Below are 24,838 nucleotides of genomic sequence, written 5' to 3'. Positions count from 1 at the left end.
CGCACCGCAAAGGTCTCCGGAGATAAGGCGGTTATCAAGTTATTACGCTGATAACCTATGAATAACCGATAACCGAACTATGAAAGCACCGGCAAATTCTCCGTATCAGGGAAAACGTATGGAACAAGAGGCTTAGGCGGATTAATCAACGGCAACACCTTGAAATTCTCGACACGGAGTTTTGATGGGATATTACCAATATCATAACCGCTGAGGGTCATCGGAAAACTCTTTTTGAGAAACAGGGCTGTGGTCACGCCCAATTTCTTCTGAGTTCCTGATAGTAGTCTTTTACTTACATTCCAACCGAAATGAAGTAGATCGTCAGATTTCAGATGTCTGTTGATGCTTGTTTCGACAGCGATATAATTTTCATCACCAGTCAATTCCGTGATATTATTGAGCAGAATATCAATTTGTGCCGGAGTAAATATCTTTTGGAATGTCGCTTTGGTATAAGACGCAATTTCTGCCCACTGCTCCTCTTTCCTGCGTCTGTTTTCCTCCTCAGATTGTCGGATTAGTTCGGCATTATCCTGACTGATAGTCTCAGTAAGGGTTGAATCCACCTCAACAACTTTATTTGCTGGTATTATCCTCGGCCGATTCTTAATATATCCGTCAACAAGATATGCGATTAATCCAATAATGGATATAACGATAGTCATATTCATTATCAAACAGATAATCAATGAATCAGTAGTGTTTATAATATAATACCTGAGGCAGAAAATGGCGCAGATAAAAAGCGCGAGATTCGCCACGTTCCATAACCGTATATTATTATGAGTTGTGTTTCCTTTCATTTGTATAGAGTTTTTAGAGTGCAAAATTATTATGACCGGAGTGCTAAATAATAAATTCCGAACAGTTTTTTGTCCGACAAAATTATATTTCAAATTTCATCCCGGCATTGTTTTTGGACAGGTTTATTGTATCGAAATAATCAAATGACACTGACCGATATAATATGCCATCCTATGAACATGATAAAAGCCACCGTTTGGGGCGGTGGCTCGTAATGAATGGCTGAAAAAGTGACGATTATACGTCCTTTGGCTTGATGGTAATTTTGCCGAGTGTTTCGAGCAGGGCGGTCGGGACTTCGTGGGTGTAGCGCATGGTGGTGCCGATGTCCTTGTGGCACATGGATTGTTGAACGGCATACGGATTGCTGTTGGCCGCAAATTGCAGTGTGCTGTAAGTGTGTCGGAAGCAGTGGAACGTGATATGCTTCTTGATGCCTGATGACGCAACCCAGTCTTTCAACGGTTTGCCAATCATGCAACGCTTCAAGCCAACGAACACTTTACCACCGCCTCTTTCTCCCATCAGTTCTACGGCTTCATCGCATAGCGGTAGCTTAACCGGAGTTTTGGTTTTCTGAATTGTGATGACTATACACAAGCCGATACCTGTAACTGACTGGATGTTGTCCCAATGCAGATTCTCGATGTCGCTTATACGCAATCCTGTGAGGCATGAGAATAACGATGCCCGGCGCAGAACATCATGCTTGCAGGGAGTCTGAGCCAACTGAATCAACTCCTCCTGAGTGAGGAATTCCCGCACGACATCTTCCCATTCGATGTACTCCAGATAGTCGTTGATATTCTCGGTGATTAGCCGTTCCTTATAGGCTTGCTTGAGCAATGCCCGGAAGGTAGAGAAGTAGCCTGAGGCCGTGTTGCGTGACACAGTCTTCTCCGTATGTTTCAGTTGCTTTGCCGTGAGAAGATACTCTCGGAAACGCGTGCAGAGGTCAACAGTGACATCACCGAATGTGCATTTGCCACCGGTGAATTTACGGAAGTGCATGAATACAATCTTCCACTTTTCATAGCGTTTCTTGCAGACTTCCTCAAAGTAAGCGAGGAAGTCCTCCCGCTGTTGGGTATGGTCGATGAAGCCGAACTGACGGTTTATCACCTGCTCCTGGCGGCGGCAACGTATCAGCTCCGCCTTTTCAAGCATCGTCTTGTTAAAATTGCGTTGCACCTGGTTCGTTGGATTGCCGTAGAGATATATCCCCATGTATTCATGGCGTTGCGAACGGTTGGTCTTAGGATTGCGTATCGCCGGATAGTAGTCGAGATAGAGCGTAATTTTTCCCGAAGGCAACAGGCGTTGACGCAGGGTCACTTTAGTACATATATCCATAGCTTTTTTTGATTGCAAAGTTTGTGAGTGATAGTATGGTTATCAAGTTATTGGTCGGAAAACCAGGCAATAACCTATAACCGATTGATATTAGAGCATGGGAGGGCGGAGAATAGCATCAATCTCCGAACGAAGAATGTAAGTGTACTTGCCGACTTTCTTACGACGCAGACCATGATACTTCACATAATTGTGAAGCTGGTCATGCGTCAGATTGTACTCCGCTCGGACGTCTGAATATGAAATCCAGTCTTCTTCTTTCGGTGTTTCAGGTTTTGCAGTAAACACCCGGTCGCAATGCGCCTTGCTCCAGAGCGTCTTTCCACGATGATACACCTTCGGAATATTGTGCCTCTTCGCCTGAGCAAACACCCATGAATTGCTCACCCCGAACTTCTCGATAATCTCCTTTGTAGTGTAAAACTCAGTGATAGCTTCGCCGTTTTCATCGGTTGCTAATGAGGTCGCTTTCGGTTTGCGTTCGTAAGGTCGTGCTTCAATCATCGCGTCAATGTCTTTACGGAAGACTACGGTAAAACGTGAAGAGATTTTATAGGCGATTAATACCCCACGATAGATTAGCTTATAGACACCATCTCTTGTAATGCCTAATATTTTTGCAACTTCCGAAATTGAAAGATATTCTTTTACGCTGATTTCGGATTGAGCCTTCTCGTGAAGGCATTTCTGCACCTGAGCCTCGGTATAACTCTTCCTTTCCTGACGCTTACGGTCTTTATAAGCGTATTCAGCACATCGTTTACAACAGAAACGTGTTGTGCATTTTTGCGAGTAGAATTCCTTTTTGCACCACTCGCAAACTTTTTTGATCCTAATGTTTGAAGTTGCCATTTTTGAATCATTAAAAGAGCCGCTCATTGAGCCAAATATGTATACCATCGTATATCATTGTAGACCATAGTATACACCATCCACTACCAGGCAGAGCGACTTGACCCGAGTAGCAGACGAGCAACAAATATGGTTCAAAAATGGAGTGAAAAATAGGTAGAAACGGGTTCTACCAATAAAAACAGCCGAGTGCGGATATGAGAAAAGGCGCTCAAACAGAACGCCTTGACACTTATTCCTAACTATTGTTACCTATCTCTAACTGTCGGTCACTTGCCGATGCAGTGCGTAGAACACGTTGCCGCTCAGCGGATTGCAAATCTTCGGATACAAAAGCCCCAGAGTGCTCTGTTTTTACCTTCTGAAAATCGCATTTTCAGACCCTCCCGGGCCTATGTTTTTGTATTCGCAAAGTTAGCTGTTTTTACCAATATTTGCAAGTGGCCATCGTATACTCGCTTGGAAAAATGTCGTTGGCTGTTATTTATTCGTTAAGAAAAATGCTGTCGGCTCTTGTTTATTCGTTTGAAAAAGTGTAATAAAGGCTTGTCTATTCGTTCTAAAAAGTGTAATTTTGCAGACGATAAATAGAATGTCATGCTTAAAAGAAAGATAGAGACATATTTATCTGATTGGAAACGGTCAGACAACAAGAAGCCTTTGGTAATAAAAGGCGTGCGGCAGTGTGGAAAGACATATATCGTCAAGAAGTTCGCAAAGGACAATTACGAGAATGTTGTCTATATGAATTTTATCCTCGAACCTGACAAGAAGTCTGCTTTTGCCGGTAATTTGGATGTCGAGACCATCATTCTCAACCTCTCGGCATTGATACCAGACAGTCGTTTCGTTAGTGGTAAAACATGCATTATTCTTGATGAGATCCAAGAATGTAAAGAGGCAAGAACGGCCTTGAAGTCATTTAAGATGGACGGACGTTTTGATGTTATCGCCACCGGTTCTCTCTTGGGGGTAAAAGGATATGGTAAACGCAAAGACAAAAGTGAAGGAGAAGATTCTGTTCCGGTAGGATATGAAACATTAGTGGAGATGTATCCGTTGGACTTTGAGGAATTTTTGTGGGCGAACGGAATTGGAACGAATGTGATTGATACAATACGCTCTTGTTTTGAAAAAGAGACAGCCGTCCCGGAAGGTGTTCATAAAGCAATGATGGAACTGCTTTATAGATATATTATTGTCGGAGGCCTGCCCGAAGTTGTGAATTGTTTCCTTGAGACGAAGAATGTTGAACTGATATATGAGAAGCAGCGTACTCTCATTACTGAGTATGAAGAAGATATGGTCAAATACGCAGATGATTCAGATAAACCTCACATCCGGGAATGTTTCGAGTCGATACCAAGACAGTTGGCCAAAGAAAATAAGAAATTCCAATACTCGGTAGTCAAGAAAGGCGGAAGAGGCTCACAGTATTTAGGTAGTCTTCAATGGTTGGAAGATGCAGGTATTGCGGAACGGTGCTACAATACCACTATCACAGAACTCCCTTTGTCCGGTAATTCAATCCCGGATTGTTTCAAGGTCTATACTACAGATATCGGTATTCTGATGGGAATGCTTGATTATGGTACACAGGCCGATATATTGAGAGGCAATCTTCTTGGATATAAGGGAGCAATTTTTGAGAGCCTTATGGCAGATTTCCTTTGTAAGTCAGAACAAAAGCTTTACTATTTTCATAAGGACAGTGGCCTTGAAATAGACTTCTTGGTAAGATTTAAGGGGGAATGTGTTCTTATAGAAGTCAAAGCGAAGACAGGTAAAGCTAAAAGCATGTCTACCGTTCTGAAGAACAAGAATATATATCACGTTAATAATGGCATCAAGTTAGGTCAATATAATGTGGGTAGAGAGGGCGATGTGCTGACTATACCGTTATATATGGGCTTCTTGATAAAGGATAAACTTACTACATCAATCATTCCTGACGTGGATTTAAGTCAATTGACAACCTAAGCTGTAACTCTCAAATAACTCAGTGACGATAATGACAGCGAGAGAACTTATAATTAAACTACAGCAATTTGAGCCGGACACAGAGGTTTGGCTCCCTGCGACGACGAGAAAAGGGATACCGACTTACGCCGCGATTGACCACATCGTTCCGTGCGACTACGGCAACCTTGCAACCGATTTGACAGACACGCCTGATAATATAGACACGCGTTTGTTGGGAGGAAGAAAAGATAATGATACGGTAATAGTCCTGTCATCCATGTTCGACTTTAGAAAGTAAGGTCTCGAAACTTTTATAAGAGAACACAGCCCATGAAGATTCAATATTGTTCCGATCTGCACATGGAGTTTCATGAGAATATGCGCTTCATGAAGTCGCTGCCGCTTGAACCGGTCGGCGATGTGCTCGTCATAGCCGGTGATGTAGGGTATCTTGTGGATTCAACCGTTCCGCATCTGAGGTTCTGGAAATGGGCATCCGAAAACTATCGTCAAGTACTGATGATAGCCGGGAATCATGAGTTTTATAACAATGGCGATATAGCAGCACAGGGCGAAAGCTGGCAGAAGATGTTTCTGCCGAATGTTGGTTACTATCACAATAGGGTGGTACGCATCGACAATGTCGATTTCATTCTTTCAACGCTGTGGTCAAGAATACCCATTGTCGATGAGTTCGTAATCAAGAATGGTATGAACGACTATTCGCAGATTCTTTATAACAAGCGTCGCTTGATTCCCCAAAACATAAACGATGAATTTGATAAGAACTTTGCATTCATCCAGAAGGCAGTCAAAGATAGCGATGCGGAGAAGATTGTCGTTGTAACTCACCATCTCCCCACCATCTCTGCTTTAGAGCAAAGACACTTTGGCGATGTCCTGAACGCAGCTTATGCAACAGAACTCGGCAACTATATAGCCGACAGCCGAATCTCCGCATGGATTTACGGTCATTCCCATCATTCCACCGACTTGATGATTGACAACACTCACCTCGTCAGCAATCCCCTCGGCTATGTTTTCTGCGGCGAAAACACCAACTTCAACGACTCTGCTGTGATAGAAGTCTGATATATTGGACTATTCTTGTGTTTTCCCATTCATCATTCATGTTCTGAAAGTGTTGGTATGATATATTGAAGATTCCAAATCGAAGTGCAAAACTTTGAGATGGGCATTAGTCATTCTCCTCTCTCCTTCTGGCGAGGGGATGCCCAAGCGGCGGGGGCGGCCTAAACCGCCCCCAAGAGCGGACAGCAGCAGAACATACTGGCAATACAAAATAAAAAGGGAGACCGAAGTCTCCCTGAGATTAACTAATTTTGTATTGCTTATGTACAGACAATTAACCTCGCAGCAAAGGTCGCAAATTTTCGCCTTACTGCAAAAAAAAACTTCGAGAGAAGAAATTGCCCTCATAGTAGGGTGCAGTCAGTCAACGCTTTGTCGTGAACTGAAGCGCAATTCCACAACCAAAGGCCACTATCTGTGGGAAAAGGCTCATGCCAAAGCCCTTGAACGCAGAAAGCGCACCACATCCAACAAGAAGCTCGACAGCGTGTTGGTGTGGCGTATAAAACAGATGATTATTGACCACCAATGGTCACCAGAACAAATTCGTGGCGTGTTGGCCAAGGAAGGTGTTTCCGTATCCATACAGACCATTTACAACATTATAAACGCTGATGAAAGCGGAGAACTGCGCCGTCACCGCAGACATCCCGACTTCCGACGACGACCAAAAGGCGAACGCAAACCCACTAAAGCCACCAACATACCAAACCGCACAAGCATACACGACAGACCGGCCGAGGCCGACGGCAAACGCTTTGGCGATTTTGAGATGGATCTTATTGTTGATGCCTACGGGCACGCGATTCTAGTGCTGCTTGAACGCATGACTGGCTTTGTGATGATGGAGAAACTACCTTACGGAAAAAGAGCCAAGCCATTGTCAAAGACTGTCGTGAGAATGCTGTACGCATACCGTAAATATCTTAAAACCATCACTACTGACAACGGCAGCGAGTTCGCGGCACACCTCGACATAACCGCCGGATTACGCATCAAAGGTCTTGATGATGTGACTGTTTACTTTGCCGACAGCTACTGCTCATGGCAGAAAGGAGCGGTCGAAAACATCAACAAACTCATCCGTCAATACATCCCCAAAAAGTCAAATTTCAATGATTTCACTGACCTATACATCAAGAATGTCGCAAAGAAACTAAACCTCAGACCACGGAAAAAACTCGGTTTTTCAAACCCGAAAACCGAGTTCTTCAAACAAATCGCTAATTTTGCACTTGCCAGTTGAACCTGCGGTTGGTATGATATATTAGACTTTTTACGCCTCTCGTGAAAATTTATTTGGCGGATTTGTGAAAAAGTATTAACTTTGCGGCCACAAAAAAAGAAACAAATGGCAAGACAGCATTGCAACATACTAATCATCAAAAGTATTCAGAGCTTAAAAGGCTTTGAACGCAATGCATGTGTGCTTATGCCGTCAACAACAGGCACATCATATTGCGGAACTGTCCGACCGTTTCGTTTCAGTAACCCAACTGACATAAGTTAGTCTACAAATACAGACTACTGAGATATAACGACTGTCGGAAAGTCCTTACCAAGCTTCCCGACAGTCGTTTTTTTGTGTCCAAACCGATATAACCTTCTCCATCGCGATTAGCTGCGGACACACATTTCAATAATCGCGTCTTATGACGCATAACCCGAATGAAAATGAAGTTTAATGATCAAAAGAAATTATATCGCCAGAATGCTCTGACTCAGTCAGACATCCTCTACCTCCCCGACAGTCGCGGTCTTGATGTGACCGTCGTTTCGGGGAAGTGTGCTGATATCATACGCAGCATACATGGCTCGATGAGTCGTCTGGCTCCTATGGGCGATGATGAGAGGAGAAGTCTTTGGTTTGAGGTCAAGGGTAAAAGATGGGAGTGGTATAGGTTGTCGGTATCAACCTATAAGAATCGCCATTATCTCTATATCACCGGAGACACTTATGACCATCATGTATTTTGTGACAAGGATGATTGTAATTCCCGCCATTGTTTCTATGAGGATGAACTCGTCGGAATATTCTCAAAAATCGAGAAGTATGTTGCCGGACTCGTTGACAACATCTTGTCTGCGCCCGAACAATATAATTCGTATGTTGATAAATATTTGAGTTACTACCGGAGAGAAGGGTTGATAAAGAGATCAGTCCTGAACTCTTTGATTCCTGACAATAGCTATGACGGAATCGATATACCTCGGGTAATCAACTTATACGAGAATCAGGTCGAGCCTACGCAGTTTTCCGAGATGACCCTCAGACGCTATATGCACTATTGGCGTATAGCATACGAAGCTGTATATGGCAAGATGTCGGGAGATGATGTCGAAGTCTTCAGGCATTCAAGCAAAGGGCACGAGGCAAGAGAATATAATCTTGATTCTGAGGATGATTTCAGAAGATGGAAGTCCGATGTCTCACCTTATCACGGCTTTGATGTGGTGTATGCGAGAGTTCACTTGTACCCTACATATACCAATGGTCAATGGCATTTTTATGTCGGCACCGGTAGCTATTGGAATCTTGATGATTGCTTTCGAGCTGTCATAGGATTGTCTGATGCCGGAATCTCGGTTGAATTGGGAGAAGTCGATCATATTCTCGGAATCTTGAAGGAAACCGACTTTGTAGAGATTACCCCTTATGCGTATCGATATATGCAGGGCGATGACATCGGTAGCCAGATGAAACTCCCTTATGCGGACGAAGTCGGCAAGGTTGTTATAAAGGAAATAGTCGCAAACACTAAATGGAATAAGCTTGAGAAGGTAAGTCCTCTCGCTTAACAACTCAGCAATAAGGAAATATGAAAATACAATACGCATCTGACCTCCATCTGGAGTTTCATGAAAACAGCCGTTGGCTTAAAGAGAATCTGCTGGCAGCAGTCGGCGATGTTCTGATATTAGCCGGAGACATCGGCTATCTCGGTGATGACAACTACAGGCGACATCCATTTTGGGATTGGTGTGCCGAATCGTTCCGGCAGACTATCGTCATCCCCGGCAACCATGAGCTATACAAAAGCTTTGACATCAACGACCTTCACGAAGGCTGGCAGCAAGAAATACGTCCGAATGTAAAAGCGTGCTATAACTGTGTGATTCAGTTGGCTCCCAACATCGATCTCATCGCGTCAACTCTTTGGGCAAAGATTCATCCTTATGATGAGTATCAGACCGAACGCGGAGTAACTGACTTTCATCGTATCAGAAACGGACAGTTCCGTCTCTCGGCCCAGCGTTTCAATCAGGAGCATGAGCGTTGTCGTGAGTTTATCGAGAGAAGTGTGGCGGAAAGTCAGGCCAAGCACATCATAGTCGCCACACACCATGTGCCGTCTTTCGAGCTCATGGCCGACGAGTTCAAGGGTAGCCCGATAAACGGTGCCTTTACATCCGAACTTGGCGACTTTATTGCCAGTAGCCGTATCGAATACTGGATATACGGCCACTCGCATCGAAACATAAATAAAGCCATCGGCAATACCCGGTGCATCTGCAATCAGCTTGGTTACACCTTCCATGGTGAACAGGCTGATTTCCACCGGGATGCCATAATAGAAATAAATGACAATGAACTTCAAGTTTGACGGTGACCGGTTGTTCTTCACTTCCGACACCCATTTTAACCATACCAACATACTGCAATATTGCAATCGCCCGTTCAAGACTGTCGATCAGATGAATGAAACCATCATCACTAACTGGAACAATGTGGTTGAGCCTGATGATGTAGTCTTCCATCTCGGAGACTTCTGTCTCGGTGGAGCTGAAGAGTGGAATAAGATTCTTGACCGACTAAACGGCAGAATCTATCTCGTTCTCGGTAATCATGACCTCAAGAATATCCGACAAGGATTCATAGACAGGTTCGAGCACGTTGCAATGGCGATGTGCATTCAGGTCGGGAAGAAGAAAATCTACCTGAATCACTTTCCTTATCTGTGCTTTGATGGCGGCTATCATAACGATGTGTGGCAACTGTTCGGTCATATGCACACTCGCCCATCGAACACCGGGATTGACGCCGGACGCCTTCAGTACCTTTTCCCGACACAGCTTGATGTCGGTGTAGACAACAATAACTTCACACCTCTGTCTTTCTATGAAGTACGCGCCAAGATTCAAAAGCAGATTGAATCGGACTAAGTATTTACCTTCTCGACGGCGTCTCGTTTGCGAACAAGACGCCGTTGTCTTTCTATGTATAAAGTTCCCGATTATGTTCTTCAATCGGGAGAGATGGCGGTTTTGATGACGTTGTCGGCGCGGTTGGCGAAGAGGGTGTAGGCTTCCTGGATTCGGCTGAGAGGAAAGCGGTGGGTTATCAGATGGGTCGTGTCAATCTTGCCTTCGGAAATCAGCTGCATGATTTTGTCGCAGTCGCAGGCATCGACACCGCCGATCTTGAACGTCAGGTTCTTGCCATACATCCACGGAAGGGGCAATATCTGTTCCGTTTCGTATAGTGCGACAATCGTAACAATGGCATTGGGACGGGCACAACGCCATGCGAGTTCAAACGTCTCCTCGCCTCCGGCAACCTCAATCACGCGGTCGGCGCCACGACCCTCTGTCAATGTATTAAGGATTTCAAGGCATTCTGTCGGCTCAACTACATTGACATTTGGATAATGCTGGCGCACAAATTCGCGGCGACTCTTGTCAGCTTCGCAAACTACTATCTTTCGAGGGTTATACAGCTGCACACATTCGAGCGTACATAACCCTGTCGGACCGGCTCCGATGATAAGCACCGTGTCTTCCTCGGAAATTTCAGAAATCTTGGCAGCCCAATAACCCGTAGCGAGAATATCGCCGACAAACAGAGCCTGCTCATCGCTCACGTTATCGGGAATTGGAGTCAGACCGTTGTCGGCGTAGGGTACACGGACATATTCCGCCTGACCGCCATTGATGCTGCAACCAAGCATCCATCCACCGGATGTGCAGTTGTTCACGTATCCCCGTTTGCAATAGAAGCACTCGCCGCAGAACGTCTCGACATTCACGGCAACTCTGTCACCAGGCTTTACCTTGGAGACATCCGAACCGACAGCCTCAACGACGCCAACCAATTCATGCCCCACAGTAACGCCGACCTCAGCCTGAGGCACGGCCCCATGCAGAATATGAAGGTCCGACGAGCAGATGCTCGAAAGAGTAACCCTTACCACGGCATCCTTCGGATCCAAAACTTCCGGCTTCGGTTTCTCAATCAGCTCAAACCGCCCCGGCGCAATATATGTCAAAGCTTTCATCTCAAGTTTTATTCTATGTCCAATGGCAGGAGGTTGTCATCGTTGAAACGGTCAAAGTCAGACTGGAAGAGTTTGTCCTGAATGACGCGATATTTCTCAAACTCAGTTTCAGCGTATTCTTTAGCTTGTTCGGCTGATACGTTTCCGGCATCAGTCAGAACGGGACGGTCGGTAAGATCAAGGAACTTATCAAAACGCTTAGCCCAATCCTCCATTGTCATGGGAATATGACGCTTTGCCATATCTTCCGCCAAGTCAAGGAAAGAGTTGACAATTCGTCCCATATCCTCCAGCTCACTTTCTTTGAGATAATTTTTGGCGATACTTACGTCAGGCTTGACAATCTTTCCGTCAGGAGCGTTCTCCCATGTCGTCAGTCCCATGTGTTCTTTATCGGCATTGGCTCGTTCCACGATAAGCTCGGCGGCTGTATGTCCATGCACGGCATAGTGCATCTTGTTCTGAACCTTCTTAAAGAACAATCTTGTGGTAGGGGCATCGCGGTTATAGTCGATGGCAGTAGCATAAATATCCGTCAGCTTCTGATAGAAACGCCGCTCGCTGAGGCGTATCTCACGGATTTCCGCCAACAGATGCTCGAAATAGTCCTCACCAATAAATGAGCCGTTTTCCATCCGTTTCTTGTCAATCACATATCCGCGTATGGCAAACTGACGCAAAATAAAAGTACACCACTGCCTGAACTGCGTGGCCCGGGTACTGTTCACACGATAGCCGACTGATATGATGGCATCGAGATTGTAGAATTTCGTCAAATAATTCTTCCCGTCAGAAGCAGTTGCCGAGAATTTCTCGGTAACTGAATCCTCCTGAAGTTCACCGCTTTTGAAGATATTTTTCAGATGCAGACCGATGTTATCAGTGGAGCAGTCAAACAACTGCGCCATAGCTTTCTGCGTACACCACACAGATTCCTTATGGTACACAACCTGCACACCATCCTCCTTCCCCTCAATCTGAAAGATCAGGAACTCCGCAGTGCTATTTCGTATCTCAAACTTCTTCGCCATCGTAAGGATTGCAATACATTAAAGTTTTATATTCCTTCTTCTTGAACAGCTATTAGATTAAAGAAATTCGTATCGGGGAACATCTGATATACCTTTATTTCAGGATTGATCTTCTTTGCAAGACAAATTACTCGGTCTCTATCGGTATTGCTAATGTTAACACCTAAATATATTGAATCAAAACATTCCGGCCCTATTTTTATAAAGGACCTGACTTCTTTCCAATTAAGCTCATTTTTATCTTGTTGAAAAGGTAATAAAGCCATAAACATTGGGGAGGGTTTGAAAATATACAATCTCACTTCTTGTTCATGTTCCCAGGCTTTTGCTTTAGTAAATATTTGATAATTGAAAAAATCTTTATAGTCACGAAAGTAATCCGGCTTTTTTATGATATCTCTATAATTAACTTCCTGACCTTGCGTAGTTACCATCAGACCATATCCAACATGAATATATTTTTTTACATACTCCATATTAATACCTATGCAGACTCCCATATGTTTATTATAATAGCTCCACATTAACAGAGAATCGTATACTTTAGATAAACAGCAAATCCATAAATCGTTCCTATTATTTATGTATCTATTAGATTCTAAATCTTCAATTACTTTTGCATCCCATATTTTACATTTTTCAGATGGCACTTTAGAAAAGTCAATCAAGTTTGGATGACAATCAAACGGGTCATTAAATGTAGCCGCGTTAGCATACATCAAATTACTATGATGTAGCATCATTATAGCGCCGTTAATATCAAGATATTTATATAGCAGATTGCTCATCCGAAAATTCTACTAACTGTTTGTGATATTGTTAATGTCAATGACTACATTCGGGTTTATATAAACCATCTAGACGAAATAAGCCTACTTGTTTTTTTTCTCCCATATCTTTACTAACATGGAATTTAAATTTTTTGAACTGGTGAAATCCGATAAAACATCTTTGGAATAGCCTAAAGAAATAAGCGTTTCGACTACGCCCACTCTAAGCTTTTTGCAATTGTCCCAGTTTTGCCAAAATGGTAAGGACGCAAGATATGGAGATAATGCAGCCCACTCATTTTCGCTAATATTGTTCTTTGACAAAGAATTGTGAATCTTAACGAATGACAACTTTAACATTGCTAATGAAAGATTATCTTTCCAATTGCGGGCCAATGCAAACATGAAGATATAATTTCGGAGACTCTTAAAAACATTAGACGATTTATAAAAAGCTTCCCATACACCACTCCCCATAGATTTAACTAGGTAACTATTAGCGTTAAAACTTGTAACTAAATAATCAGTAGTTCTATTAGACAATCTATTTTTTCCTATCAACCATGTTAATGTTTCTTTTGGATGGTTAGATACAAAAGTAATCCAATGTGAATTATTTGTGATGGTTCCATTGTCAATGTTGTCCATTAACAAATTTACTAGATTGGAGTTCTTATTATGAAGAACTTTCATCTGTGCCATTGTGATAGCAATATTATTGGAAATCATGGACACGGTTAGTTTTGACCAATCTAAATCAATATTTGACTCGTCAGTAAGCACAAGTGCCAATATTTCATTAATTCTTGCATCAACTAAATTCATCCAATAATCCCCTGATAAAATATCGTGATTTATTGTAGCCAATCGGATGAATACATTCCAATTATTAGTAAATAAACGCGTAATCCACTCTTTGGGCAAATGTCTGGAAGCATATTCTAAAAGCCAATTACCTTTACAATTAATCTTTACTTCTTCTGAAGATAATTGTTCACAGATTGCAGTATAATTTTCAAATGATGATAGTAGATATGAGGAAGCATTTTGATTGAAATTAATCGATTCCCAATTAACAAAAATCTTATCTTTTAAAGTAGTCAATATCTCATAATAATCTAATTCTTCGCAAAAAAGTAAAGCTGTATTTTTTCCAAAAAACAACTTTTTTAAAGTTGAGCCTTCATAAGATGAGGGGAAACAACGAGTAATAGTTTCAACTATATCTGAATACGTAAGTTCTTTGGAAGCGTTGTTATACGCATTTTCCAAAGCGCTTACCAAAGCAATAACAGAATACAACTTATTAGGGTCTGACTCAATATCATCAGAGAAAAACCTAATAAGGTCGGGAAGAGTAGAACTACCCTGTGTAATGGAATCAGAAATATGGTGCAGTTGTTCGGAGTAAGCTACAGGTATTTCACATTCTTTAATTAAACCGAAAACTGAGTTTATACCGGAACAAAAAATTAAATTAAAAGAATATGAATCATTCTTCTTATGAGAAGACCACCCGCTACATGCAGTTACGTTTCTTAATATTCCCAATGGAAGGTGTTGAAGTATAGAAAGAAGTAATGTTCTATAATACCTCGATGGTTGTATGATAGGAATAATCACTTTACCAGACAAAAGTGATAGGGTATAATATGCACTTTCTATAATGTCTTTCTCTCCAGACATCTGGATTGAGCCATCTTTTATTGGTTCCTCTTTCGTGGAGATTTCAAGAGGAAGGAAGTAATTGTATTCTGAACCATCAGGACGATGAAAATAACATTCAAGCGCTGCAAAATTAAATTCATCCCCAAGATCATCTATGGGAATAATTAATGAATGGGTCCAGACACTCCCCGGTCTTTCAGCCTCTTGCGCATACCAGGTTTTTGCCACCACGTAATGAGTGCTGTCTCCTAATGGATAACAAGTGAGATACGACATATCGCCGTCTACGCCACCATCATATTCCGACCAGTCACTGAAAAGCAACATTTTATTCTCGCTTTCTATTGGGAGGGAAAGTGAGGAGGCTAACTTGTGATGGCCATTCTTGTAACCATGAAGGGACTGATGTATAATCATATTTATCAAGATATCAAATCAAGTATTTTTGTAAGATCATACCCCCGTTCATTATTGATTACTGACCATGAACGTGTATTGTTCATGGTTCTTTCTGAAAGTTCTTGACGAAGGTTTTCAGCATATTCCGCACCTTGGGCACTTACGCCAATTACTTTAGTCTTCGGGAGATAGTGTCTGATGTAATTATATAGCACCGGTGCTTTTTCCTTTAAAAAAGTATCAGGCAGATAATTATCATCATATCTATCCCAAGCGGAGATTCCAATTACAACAGATTCCCATCGAACGCACTTAAGGAGTTCTTTAAGTAATAGTAAATTTTTTACTTGGGAAGTCGTTAATTCTAATGAAAAAGGATGAATGGGTAAATTTTCCCTATTTTCTACTTCAGTAACAAAGGCTTCTTCTAAGGCATCTAATTCAAAGTCTTTAATAAGAAAAATTAGAGCATTCTTTTCCCCTCCCCAATGATTTAATATGTCAGATTGCTTTGATATAAGTCTTTCAAAATCTTCACCGGCATAATCCGGAATAGATATAGTTATCTGAGGTCCGACTTCCTTTTTAAGAGAAAACTCGAATGTCTCTGAATTTCCCAGTGCCGTCCTATTAACTGGAGTTAGGGATAACCACGGCTTGTATAATTTCGCTAGTGGAGTTAAGTCCTCTGGCCTATCTACAAACGAATAACTGCATTTCCCCATCTTTATAGCATAGGCAAGAGCCCCAATAAGGGTAGACTTGCCTGAGCCTATAAGACCTGCAATAAGAACGTTGACGTTAACCATTTTTTTTCTGTTTTATGATATTATTGACCCAATCAATCCCTTCGTAATCACGATCATTATGAGTAATTGCGGTCGTATCGAAGTTGACTATTTCAGAGAATAATTGTTTAAGTCCTTTACTATTCGCTATATTATTTGAAACAATTCTTTTGCTCACAATGTTATTGAGAGGAAATTTCTCTTTTATCAAAGCCTCAATTGTATCACTACTCTTTTGGAATTGAGTAGACAATTCAACGGCATCAATCTTATTAAACACAATTAAAATCTGTGCAGATTTTTGGATGGCTTGTGCCTGTTGAATATTGGTTAATAAGTCAGAGAGAGTATCTGAAAATTCCATCATTTGAGCACAATCTACAAGAATTGTGCTATCCACAAATAGCAGAATATAGTCAGAATGCTTCAGCAATAGATGATCGTTAATCTTGTTTTTTTGATTTGCACAATCTATATAGTCCTCTCCCGATCTATCAGTGACAATGATAATTTTTTCTCCATCTTGTGGATGGGTGAATCGCAAGGTGAGGATATGTCCCTCTCCTCGTAAAGTCCTCTTGGTCTGAGGAGCACTGTTCTCATCCAATACCGAGCACCGTCTCATATAAATTCTACGCTCAAAGCCCACAAATGTATCAGAATCAACAAAACTAAATTCATCAAGCTTACCTTCGTTCAATAAGATCTGATAAATCGTTGCTATAAAGCAAGTTTTGCCATATGCAGGGAACCCTATGATAGAAACAACTGTAGGCTTTTTATCATAGTGTAGACTGTTAACGGAACTTTCATCCTTAATAGCGTCTCCGGAAAACGTTCCGTCAATTTGTCCATTTGTATTTGTTGTAGATTCCTTAGAAATAGAATCTCCTACATTGTCCTTTACAAAATTAGTTAAATCGCTCATATCTCAGTTTGCTCGATTAAACGTTCAACAAGAAGTTCGTAAAACAGGTAAATCCCAAATTCATACACGCTGAAATGCATCTCTAATAGTTGGAGCCCTTCTGGTACGACATCGTTGTTGAGAAGCCGCAAAATTATAGATGAATTTGAAAAGACCCCATCCTCAGAGTATTTGGGTAGGACTGTTATGATATTCTTAAGTTTCTTTCGTTTTGCAACTTTGCTACCAAGACCTTGCTTTAGATAATAAACAATGTCGCACGGTGAGAGTGGAGATTTGATAGTATCTACAATATACTTAACAATATTATAGGTAGTTAAGAATTCATCTTCCTCATTCCCATGTTGAATTTTTGAAATAAACTTTTCAACATAATACAAAGACGCTTCTTGCGCTAATTCGCGCAAACTAGATACATCGGAGGCTGTAAGTTCGCTGATATCAAAATCATCATTGAATATCCTTTCTGCCAAATCATCAGCAGATCCAGTTGTAGACGTTCCTTTGGTATGTATGAGTGAGGATAAATGATGTTTATATATACTTTTTACCTCAACAGGATTAGGTATACTGTAGAAATCCTGTTTTTTTATGACAAGAAAGTTCATAAATACAGTAGTTGAGATTGCCTGAGTAAGCTCAGTGACATCATCTGTATCCATGATTATTTTCCAAACAATAAAGAATGCGATACGACGTAGCACATTTTCAGGAAGAATGATTGTAGGAGAACTTTCCGCTATCTTCAATGAAATGTGTTGTCTGTATGTGTGGGAAATTTTACCTCCCAAATAACATAGAGAGAGTTCTTCTACAATTTCATATACACGTGTGAGGTCGATATAAGAGACCGCCGCCTCTTCCAACATGCTTATTGTTGAATCGGAATATGGAAGCGCTGAGGCCCCCTCTAATAGTTTTTTTAATATTATACTCATGCCATTATTTCACTAAAGACCACAATGTAGCATACTTATGCTGGTTGTCAACAGTTTCAAGAAAATGGAAACAATTCTCATGGAGGGAAATATTGTCGTTATATGTATATATATTCATGCGTTTGATAACTGATTTCTGATCATGAAAATTAAGGAAGCGTAGACGTATTTGCCGTTTTGAAACATCAGGTGGAAGTCTTTCTGTCAATGATTTTTGTTTATTGTCATTGCTCCATCTGCTCGGAGTTCGATGTAATTGTGTCTTGAAGGAATGACCTTCGGAATCAAGAGTTTCAAACCCTTCAGATTCTGGTCTATATCTTTGAACGCTTAGATTAGCCTGCAAGAAGTCTTTTCCGTTTTCATCTGAAGTCACATTTAATTCCAATATATTGTATACCGAGAAATATTCGTCTCCGCCCTCTGAACTGGTTTGAGGCTGAAGAGCACCAGACTGAATGTGAAGACATTTATCTTCCCAGCATACAGGCTTATGCAGATGTCCAAAAATTTGGATTGGATAATGTTTATCCATAAATGTGGAAATTGACTCGGAATGAACAATTCTGTCCAATGGATGATGCATCATGGCTATGTTGATAGTCCCCGAGATATCAACAAGGGCGTGGTACCCAAGCATAGGCAAAAACAATTTGTGACCTAATCCATGATCATCTTCATCAAACCAATCACTATTGAGACAGGTATTGAATCCATAAAGCACAACTGGATACTCATTAAGAACCCCAATTTCTTGTTTATAGTAGGCCTTATCATTTTCCTCATCAAATACAGAATCTTCAGAACTTGTTAATTTGCACATTATAGAATCACAACAATCCATTTTGATAGCAAATTCTGCATATTCTCTAAATGGCGAGTATAATGCTTTGCAAGCTTCCTTATCACGGATTAACAAATTGAGGTATAGTTTTGAAGAATGCTCATGATCCGCTTTTTCAGAACTAAGTCCTTGGTTTATTAGATGTCTAAGTTCCGCTCTTACAGCGTTTAAGTTTTTGTCATGGTTGCCAGGAACCACATAAATTCTTTCATAAGCGCAACCAGATACATCACATAATTGATGAAAAAACGTTAATGCCTTATCGTATTCCGATTCCACTCCTTTGTATGCAATGTCGCCACTTACCAAAATGACGTCAAAGGCACCGTTGACAAGCTTGTATCCTTCAATATCTTGTAAAAATGCACGCCTAACCTGAGCATGAGAGTCGTGCTCAGCAGGCAGAGAAAGAAAATGTATATCCGATAGAAGTAATATTTTAAGTTTATTCTGCATTTTGGGCGTTTTTATTTACGGGATCAGATGATTCATCTATATAATCGTTCTCTACTTGGTGGTATGCGTATTGTACTTCAGGCTCCTGCGCAATTAATTTCTCATCATTCTTCTCATAAAAATACGATTGTGATTTAGCTATGACATTCTGGAGCTGGGAGTAACTCCAAATTTGGTTTGCCATGCGAGGCACGATGCCCTCGGTGCAACGGCGTTCGAGCGGATGGTAAGAGCCTATCTTGATACGAAGTGTTGGATAATTCGGGATTGATTGCCCGTCCTTCATTACCTTTGTGCGTGTCCCGAACGAGATGCGCTCAATGTCATAATATCCGTCGGTTGTGTTGTCGATAAGAGGCAAAAGGTACTTGGCTTCGGAAATGTCACCTCCTGGCATATTAAGCATAACATAAGTAGCACCCTCTGCCTCATGATTGTAGAACAGTTGATAAAGTTTTGCGACATTTTTTCGACCGTCTTCTCCAGTTTCTTCCTTGCGCACAAGACAGGTAAGGAATTTACCCATACCATCAGGACTATTTACTATACCTTTATCTTTTCGCTCTTTTTCTAACTGAACGGTCGGGTCTTTACCGAGTTCGACAGGAACAACATAAAAGTTTTCGCCGAGCAATGCCCGAAGTCGTTTGTTGTCTTCAGGATATGATTTATCTAACGCAAGTGAGAAATGATTCTGATTCTCGTATGGTCGGAATGTCTTGCCGAGGGTATCTTGAAAGTGCGCTTTGAAGTAGTCCGAAGCATTGACATCAGGGTGTGCTGCCAATGCGTAAAACTCAAATTTTTCTTTGAGCATATCCTGCACGGCACGACGGAACTTGTCACGAACGCTGTGTCGCCATGTAGCTTTTGTCCCAGCATTATTTCGGGCGTAAAGTGCAAGTACAAATAGGAAGTTGACATCGTAATGCGAGAGCAGCAGCGTGTCGCGGTCATATAGTCGGTTTTTGAACTGACGGCTGACAGGCGGCTGATTGGGATGTGGCTCGGTATAGTCTTCATACGACAATGTTTTCTTGTCGATAGAAGCAGAAATGAAGAAATTGGGGATAACATTGTAGCCCTCGGTAACTTCATCGAATAGTTGTATGCGCTCGAATGGGTCGGCCATGTTCGGCTTGTGTGGCTTGCCATTGAGCCATATATCAAGATTCCATTGGATTACATTACGCGCATAGGTGCGCTGTTTGTAGATGGATTCCTTACCGAGCGAGTTGCCGATTTTATAATACTTCGAGTCGCCAATGTAGTATATATCATCGTCGGCTTTATCGTCAATGAGCAGACCGTCGTAGGTATAGAAGTGGTCGACGAGCTTACCATCGTCTTGTTCTTTCAGGCCATGCGGTATGTCAGTATCACCGATAAGTTCGTCAATCATCGCCTCGAATACGATGTGGAAGGATTTCACAAGCAGGTATTCGCTTTGCGAGGTATTGACGCGGATTTTGTATGTCTTATCAAAGAAGGCATAGCACAAATCCCACAGTTTGACGGCGGTGTCAGAGAAATATTTATACTTTATCTGACGCAGGCGTGTGCGCCCGAATCCGTCAAGGTATCGCTTGAACTTGGCACCGGTGATGAGCTTGAAACCGAAGTTTATGTTTGAGCGGAAGCCGTATGTGTCCGAGATGTATTGCAGAATTGAGAAGAAGATCACAATGAGCTCTTCATCGAAATTCACCTGACGCTTTTTGTTGACCGGGTTAAGGTAGGTCGGGCTGCTGTCCTGAACAATGGCGGTAGTCCGGGCAATGGTCTTGCCCCAGTTTATCTTGTTGAAGCCGGAGTGCAGGTTCTTCAGTATGAAAGTGAAAAACTGCTGATTTTCCTTGTTGAAACGGATGAGCGACAGGATTACGTCAAGGAGCGTGTTGCTCTTTTTCTTGTGCGAGCCTTTCCCCTCGTCTTGAATCTGGCGGTGGAGAACGATTTCGTTCTTCTCGTGCGAGTCGTTGTAGACTATTATTGCGCGGTGAATCCACACGGCAAATTCATAGAGGAACTTACGGTGCTTCTCGTCCATCTTCGCATTGTCAAGGTGGATAAGGTCTTTCGGCTCATATTCGCCAAAGACCAATCCCTGCTCGTCGATAAGCACTTTGGGGAGAATGAAAACTATGTCGCGAACTTTGGGGTGCGGATTGTAATAATACCCAACGTAGCTGACCGACACTTTCTGTTCAACGTCTTGCAGGGTAAAAAGCCCGTCAAGCACGTTTTCAACGTCGGCTACGTTATACTGGTATTCTTCAATCAGTAGTTTCATTATGAAATACGACTAATATGGATATCCCAATCATTAGCCTTAGAAATCAACTTATCCATGTGTTGTTTTCTAAGTTGAGCAGAAACATAGAATTTACGTCCATCAGCAGTGATGAATACTTTTGAGGCTCTATTCTTAGACATATCTGTCCTTTCAGCAAATACTTGTTCAGTTTCTAGAGCATGCTTAGGCAACCCAAAGCTATTCCACACTTGAATAGCTTCTTCCGTTGAGATATCAGGATACTTCTCAAAATATTTTTTTAATACGGTCAGAACTGTGTCAATCATCGAAGAAATTTTTTCTCCGTCTACCATGAAAGTAGGTTGAACCCATTCGCCTTTCTCGTTTTGAATTTCGCCGACATGTTCAAGATCCTCGACGACATCAAGATTGAAGTTGTCGATGAAATTCCCGAGGGCCTCAGGATCTTCGAAGAAATCGGTAAAGCAGAATGAACGGTTAGCTTTCTTATTCTTGAAAAGCTCGCTCGACACATCAAAATCCTTAAACACGTCTGTCCAAAGATAGAACAATACCTTGTTCAAGAATACTTCTTCTGAAATAATGCCGGTGGTATTATCAGCCTTGGCAAAGAAATATCCCATCTGCTTGTCCGACGATTCGGTAAGCGTATATATTTCTGGATTGATTTTGCTAAGGAACTGCCCCCATGAATAGATGTTGTCTCCAATTTGGAATTTCCAATCTATTGGTTGCTGCGTTTTCTTATCGATTGGGTGGTACTCAATGGGCATATACTTCCAATTCCAACGACGTTTGAAAGCGGAGTCGATGGGGAAAAGCGACTGGTCGCTGGTGTTCATTGTAGCCCAGATATAAAGATTGGGCGGCAGGAGTAGAAGTTTGCCGTTGAGAATGTCTTGACCGACAGCTTGTGTCTTGCCGTTATCTTTGTGCAAAACAAAAGCACGGATAGTATCTTTCTGGTCGTCAGAAAGAGAAGCAAAACCTTTATCATCGCCACTGAGGAACTGCGTTATGTCCTCGTCTGCATGAATGGCATATGACGAGCTACCCGCATTGCTACGGTCAAGCAGTTGGAAAAGGTCGCCGAAAATCTGAGCGCAGTTGCCACGATTTATTTCCTCGATTATGAGGAAATAAGGTGTGTCGAGATTGCTCCATGCTGCCACGTATGCTTTCAGGAAAGCCTGTGGCACATATTTATAGACAATCTTGCGCTCTGTACCGGGATGTTTTTCTGTCTTTGTGAGATATTCTCCGTAACTGCCCTCCTTTGTCTGATAAGTGGCTGAAATGGGTACGTCCTCCATCGTAGGTTTATAAGCGCCCACAAACGAAGCATAGTCGCTGTCAGGGTGGAATGTAGTGCGTACCGAGTTCCCATCGTCGGTCTTATCGTCGATGGTGAACGATTTGCCGGTTCCCGGCGCCCCATAGTATATTTGCTGGAGTGATTCTGCTATGGGCTTTAAGGTCTCGTTCTTTTCGTTGTTGAAATTATCGAAAAAACTTTGTTTATCAGATCTGTCCATTCGATATATTATTGGGGTTGGGTCTATGTCTGTTATATTTAGTTTGCCTTCTGAAGAAAACGTCAGAATGCGAGAATAGTTGTTGATATAATTGCGGATTATGTCATCATTATTCTTGGCTTCTTCTTTGAAACATGCGAGACAGGCATCATGATAATTGCAATTTGGATGTGCCTTCACATATTCATATAGCGTTTTCAAGAAGAAAGTGGGGCACTCAATATCGTTAAATCCTTTTTTACTGATATACGGATTCGGTATATAGTAGCGTGGAAGCCAATGGTACAGATATTCTTCAGCTTCTTCCGTTGTTATATTATGATCAAACCGTGGATGGAAATACCCATCATCGGATTCATAATACAACCCCAGTTGACACGCCAGTTGGTAGGGCGTCCTAAAAAAGTCGCCATCCCATTGTGTTGACATAATGTCCCTAAAACGATCTGAAGACATTACTTCATGTGGCATTGAGTTCACTAACTCCACCACAGTTTTAGGAGTGCCATTTCTCCATCGACAAATTATATCAGCCATAAGATTGTCGTTATTCGATTATACCATATTGTGTGATATCCATTTGCTTAAGAATGGCTATCAATACATCTACAACAATACTATTGCCAGCCTGTTGATAGGCGGATGTGTCAGACACGACTATCTTAAAAGAGTCTTTGAAACCCATCAAACGCAGACATTCACGAGGAGTTAATTTCCTTATGCGCCCTTTGTGAGTTACATAGTTATCAACGCCTGCTCTGTGCATTTTATGCATTGACTGAAGTAAAGGACGCGCTACATCCAAATCTGTCTCGGTTGAAGTCTTGAAGTTCTTAGTGCCTCCTGCCAATACGTATTTGGCAACTTTCTCGGAAAGATAATACTTCTCCTCAACATCTCTAACATCGAAAATGAACTCGTCGAAATCTGTATTATGTTCTGTTAATTCAGAATCTGGATGAAATACAAAATCACCATGCCAATTGAATTGTTGGTTTCTTTTTTGACATAACTGAATGTCTCCATTGATTTGAGTATAACTCTTCATCCGATTTTTGTGACTGGTGACGAATTTAACTCCCTTTTCTCTAAGAAAATACTTTGTATCAATGAAGTCTTCGAGGAAATCGTACATGCGATACTCCAAGTCTATAGGAGCTGGATATTCAAAATCTGTTTTCTTTTTGAATCCGAGGCAGTAAATTCTCTCCCTATGCTGAGGAATGCCGTAGTCACAACTGTTGAGGACTCTGAATTTTACATCATAGCCCAGTTCTTCAAAAATGTCATGTATAACATGCCATGTTCTGCCCTTATCGTGATTAAGCAGACCTCTTACATTTTCAAACAAGAAAACTTTAGGCTGGGTTTCTTTTACCACGCGGGCAAATTCATAAAACAGGGTACCTCTGGCATCTTCGAATCCTAAACGATGCCCCACCATAGAAAAAGCTTGGCAAGGAGCACCCCCAACAACGATGTCAACTTTCCCAGCATACTTCCTTGCATCAAAATCGCGAATATCAGTAAACCAATCATCCTCGCTGATTTCATAATTAGCGAAATAGCTCTGTTTGCATTTGGCATCAATATCCCCGGCAAACATTATCCTATGCTTTAGACCAAGCCGCTGGAAAGCATGTTCAAAAGCCCCAATACCTGAAAATACTGTTCCGATGCGGACTGTATTTTCTGGATGAGAGAACGGCAACTCCTTCCATGAAGTACCTTTTGACAGAGGAGTAGGCTGAATGTCTTTTTTTTCAAGGTTTTCCGTACGTTTCTTAATTATACGTTTTACCTTAGTGATTTTTTCAGACTCTTCCTGTATATCTTTAGTGACAGTAGCCATTAGAATTGA

20 protein-coding genes are annotated in these 24,838 nt (G+C 41.8%); 6 read left to right on the top strand and 14 right to left on the bottom strand.

Going from position 1 to position 24,838, the window contains the following annotated elements:
* Positions 1–77: 77 nt before the first annotated feature.
* From E7745_RS11975 to E7745_RS11965, 3 genes are all read right to left on the bottom strand, one after another.
* On the bottom strand, positions 78–668 hold the full coding sequence (locus E7745_RS11975; RefSeq protein WP_136408901.1) for a hypothetical protein: 591 nt from the start codon (positions 666–668) through the stop codon (positions 78–80).
* 376 nt (positions 669–1,044) lie between these two features.
* On the bottom strand, positions 1,045–2,160 hold the full coding sequence (locus E7745_RS11970; protein WP_123399906.1) for a site-specific integrase: 1,116 nt from the start codon (positions 2,158–2,160) through the stop codon (positions 1,045–1,047).
* 90 nt (positions 2,161–2,250) lie between these two features.
* Positions 2,251–3,012, bottom strand: coding sequence for an AlpA family transcriptional regulator (locus tag E7745_RS11965; RefSeq protein WP_136408900.1), 762 nt, complete (start codon positions 3,010–3,012; stop codon positions 2,251–2,253).
* Positions 3,013–3,609: 597 nt separating this feature from the next.
* Here E7745_RS11965 and E7745_RS11960 point away from each other — a divergent pair.
* The 6 genes from E7745_RS11960 (at position 3,610) to E7745_RS11930 (ending at position 10,230) form a co-directional block, all read left to right on the top strand.
* Positions 3,610–4,992 carry an ATP-binding protein gene (locus E7745_RS11960; RefSeq protein WP_136408899.1) on the top strand — a complete coding sequence of 461 codons (1,383 nt, stop codon included), beginning with the start codon at positions 3,610–3,612 and terminating at the stop codon, positions 4,990–4,992.
* Between the two features lie 312 nt (positions 4,993–5,304).
* Entirely contained in the window at positions 5,305–6,066 is a 762-nt protein-coding gene (locus tag E7745_RS11950) for a metallophosphoesterase (protein WP_136408897.1), read from the top strand.
* Positions 6,067–6,328: 262 nt separating this feature from the next.
* The gene (locus tag E7745_RS11945) at positions 6,329–7,312 is read left to right on the top strand and encodes an IS30 family transposase (protein ID WP_124076259.1); all 984 of its coding nucleotides are present in this window, start codon (positions 6,329–6,331) and stop codon (positions 7,310–7,312) included.
* A 422-nt stretch (positions 7,313–7,734) separates the two neighbouring features.
* Entirely contained in the window at positions 7,735–8,865 is a 1,131-nt protein-coding gene (locus E7745_RS11940; protein ID WP_136408896.1) for a hypothetical protein, read from the top strand.
* Between the two features lie 20 nt (positions 8,866–8,885).
* A complete protein-coding gene (locus tag E7745_RS11935; RefSeq protein ID WP_136408895.1) occupies positions 8,886–9,671 on the top strand; it encodes a metallophosphoesterase in 786 nt (261 codons plus the stop codon).
* Positions 9,655–10,230, top strand: coding sequence for a metallophosphoesterase (locus E7745_RS11930; protein WP_136408894.1), 576 nt, complete (start codon positions 9,655–9,657; stop codon positions 10,228–10,230). Before E7745_RS11935 ends, E7745_RS11930 begins: the two co-directional genes overlap by 17 nt.
* Before the next feature lie 80 nt (positions 10,231–10,310).
* Here the strand turns inward: E7745_RS11930 and E7745_RS11925 are convergent, their stop codons facing one another.
* From E7745_RS11925 to E7745_RS11875, 11 genes are all read right to left on the bottom strand, one after another.
* Positions 10,311–11,342, bottom strand: coding sequence for an alcohol dehydrogenase (locus tag E7745_RS11925; protein WP_136408893.1), 1,032 nt, complete (start codon positions 11,340–11,342; stop codon positions 10,311–10,313).
* 8 nt (positions 11,343–11,350) lie between these two features.
* On the bottom strand, positions 11,351–12,373 hold the full coding sequence (locus tag E7745_RS11920) for a virulence RhuM family protein (RefSeq protein ID WP_136408892.1): 1,023 nt from the start codon (positions 12,371–12,373) through the stop codon (positions 11,351–11,353).
* 26 nt (positions 12,374–12,399) lie between these two features.
* Positions 12,400–13,161 carry a DUF2971 domain-containing protein gene (locus E7745_RS11915; protein ID WP_240740309.1) on the bottom strand — a complete coding sequence of 254 codons (762 nt, stop codon included), beginning with the start codon at positions 13,159–13,161 and terminating at the stop codon, positions 12,400–12,402.
* Between the two features lie 84 nt (positions 13,162–13,245).
* Positions 13,246–15,228 carry a hypothetical protein gene (locus E7745_RS11910; protein WP_136408891.1) on the bottom strand — a complete coding sequence of 661 codons (1,983 nt, stop codon included), beginning with the start codon at positions 15,226–15,228 and terminating at the stop codon, positions 13,246–13,248.
* A 5-nt stretch (positions 15,229–15,233) separates the two neighbouring features.
* Positions 15,234–16,019 (bottom strand): ATP-binding protein, encoded by a 786-nt coding sequence (locus E7745_RS11905; protein ID WP_136408890.1) that lies wholly within the window; start codon positions 16,017–16,019, stop codon positions 15,234–15,236.
* On the bottom strand, positions 16,012–16,926 hold the full coding sequence (locus E7745_RS11900) for a hypothetical protein (protein ID WP_136408889.1): 915 nt from the start codon (positions 16,924–16,926) through the stop codon (positions 16,012–16,014). The genes E7745_RS11905 and E7745_RS11900 overlap by 8 nt, the downstream gene beginning before the upstream one ends.
* Positions 16,923–17,864 (bottom strand): hypothetical protein, encoded by a 942-nt coding sequence (locus E7745_RS11895; RefSeq protein WP_136408888.1) that lies wholly within the window; start codon positions 17,862–17,864, stop codon positions 16,923–16,925. The genes E7745_RS11900 and E7745_RS11895 overlap by 4 nt, the downstream gene beginning before the upstream one ends.
* Before the next feature lie 4 nt (positions 17,865–17,868).
* Positions 17,869–19,164 carry a metallophosphoesterase gene (locus E7745_RS11890; protein ID WP_136408887.1) on the bottom strand — a complete coding sequence of 432 codons (1,296 nt, stop codon included), beginning with the start codon at positions 19,162–19,164 and terminating at the stop codon, positions 17,869–17,871.
* Positions 19,154–21,457, bottom strand: a complete 2,304-nt coding sequence (locus tag E7745_RS11885) for an LlaJI family restriction endonuclease (protein WP_136408886.1) — start codon at positions 21,455–21,457, stop codon at positions 19,154–19,156. Before E7745_RS11885 ends, E7745_RS11890 begins: the two co-directional genes overlap by 11 nt.
* On the bottom strand, positions 21,457–23,514 hold the full coding sequence (locus tag E7745_RS11880; protein WP_136408885.1) for a hypothetical protein: 2,058 nt from the start codon (positions 23,512–23,514) through the stop codon (positions 21,457–21,459). Before E7745_RS11880 ends, E7745_RS11885 begins: the two co-directional genes overlap by 1 nt.
* A gap of 10 nt (positions 23,515–23,524) precedes the next feature.
* Positions 23,525–24,829 (bottom strand): DNA cytosine methyltransferase, encoded by a 1,305-nt coding sequence (locus E7745_RS11875; RefSeq protein ID WP_136408884.1) that lies wholly within the window; start codon positions 24,827–24,829, stop codon positions 23,525–23,527.
* Positions 24,830–24,838: the final 9 nt, after the last annotated feature.

The sequence above is a fragment of the Duncaniella sp. C9 genome (genome assembly GCF_004803935.1).
Classification (GTDB): Bacteria; Bacteroidota; Bacteroidia; order Bacteroidales; family Muribaculaceae; genus Duncaniella; species Duncaniella muris.
This window is presented reverse-complemented; position numbering and strand designations above follow the sequence as displayed.